Below are 1,362 nucleotides of genomic sequence, written 5' to 3' on the forward strand. Positions count from 1 at the left end.
ATTCTCCAAAGTAAAAAGGATTATTAGGAAGTTCATTTGATCCTGTAAGGAGAGTGGAGTTTAAAAAGATTTTTATATCTAAACTTTTAAAATCTATTTGATATTTTTCTTCTATGTCCTTTATATCCAAAACACTTCTATCTTTTGCAAAAATATCACAATGATTATCATAAATATGGATCAAATTTGACATAGAGATGAAAGAAGTATTGTTAGAATTATCTTGCAAATCTTGTAAATTTACTTTATCTAAGAATATGATTTTTATATTATTTGTCTTTAATACTATAGTATTGGTATTTTTATCATAAAATTGCTCTATGTTAAATACTTCGTTTAAAATTAAATTAACATCATTTTCCTTAGTATTAAAGCTTTGATTATTTAGATTATCTTGTAAGGAAATTTCTTTATTTAAATAGTCTTGGATATCTTTTATTTTTTCATTTCTTTTTTCTTTTAAAGTATTGATAGATTTATAAAGCCTTTTTCTAGCATCAAGATAGGTATCATTGAGCTTTTCTTTATCTAGGATGAAGATTTTTGTGAAAGTAGAATTATAGCCTAGATTGTTTATAGCGGTAGCTTGGGTGAAAAGATCTTCTTGATTATAATTTATAGCTATGGAATTTTCACATTGATATAAGGCTTTTAAATATGCTATGGATGAATTTTTATCTATTGTGTCTATTTCGTCATTGTTTATAAAAGCAAACCTTGTTATAAATAATTCTCTATCCATTTTTTTTCTAAATATTTAAGATAAATGAATATTATATCAAATATATTAAATTTTTGATAGTCTTTAAAGATTTTAATACATCACATACACACCCGCCATTAATATAGGATTACACACAAACCCTATAAGCCAACTTAATTTTTTGCGTTTTTCTTCTGTGCTATAACATTTAAATAAATAAGCTTGCAATAAACAAGGAAGTATAAAAAATGTGATTGTAAAAAAAAACATAGTTATACAAGTCAAAAATCCAAAATAATTATATGCTTTATATTCTTGCGGTGACAATTCTTTAGCTTCTAGAGAGCTAAGTAATGCAAGATCCCTAGAAGTTTCAATACCATAGGTAAGATAAAATATGATAACAATAGCCATAAAAAAGATAATAAAATATACTAAAAAATAAGATTTTACAAATTCTTTTATGTTAATTCTCATCCAATAATTTAAAATAGAAAAGGCAATAAGAACACTTAAAGTTGTAAGATAAAATTTTATATTAGTAAAAGCAAGAATAAATCCAAATAAACCCCAAAAAATAGAAAATGTAATATCTTCTCCCATTTAAACTCCTGTATTATAAAGCACATTATAAGCTTTATCTTTAAAATCAAGTTTAG

Annotated in this window: 2 protein-coding genes; both read right to left on the reverse strand. The window is 23.7% G+C overall.

What is annotated here, in order from left to right:
- Nucleotides 1–742, reverse strand: a 742-nt coding sequence (locus AJ885_RS10570) for a hypothetical protein (RefSeq protein ID WP_251988564.1), incomplete at its 3' end; no start/stop codon positions are given.
- A gap of 72 nt (nucleotides 743–814) precedes the next feature.
- A complete protein-coding gene (locus AJ885_RS00255; RefSeq protein ID WP_070280519.1) occupies nucleotides 815–1,306 on the reverse strand; it encodes a hypothetical protein in 492 nt (163 codons plus the stop codon).
- Nucleotides 1,307–1,362 lie beyond the last annotated feature (56 nt).

Source organism: Campylobacter sp. BCW_6464 (genome assembly GCF_001762775.1).
Lineage (GTDB): Bacteria > Campylobacterota > Campylobacteria > Campylobacterales > Campylobacteraceae > Campylobacter_D > Campylobacter_D jejuni.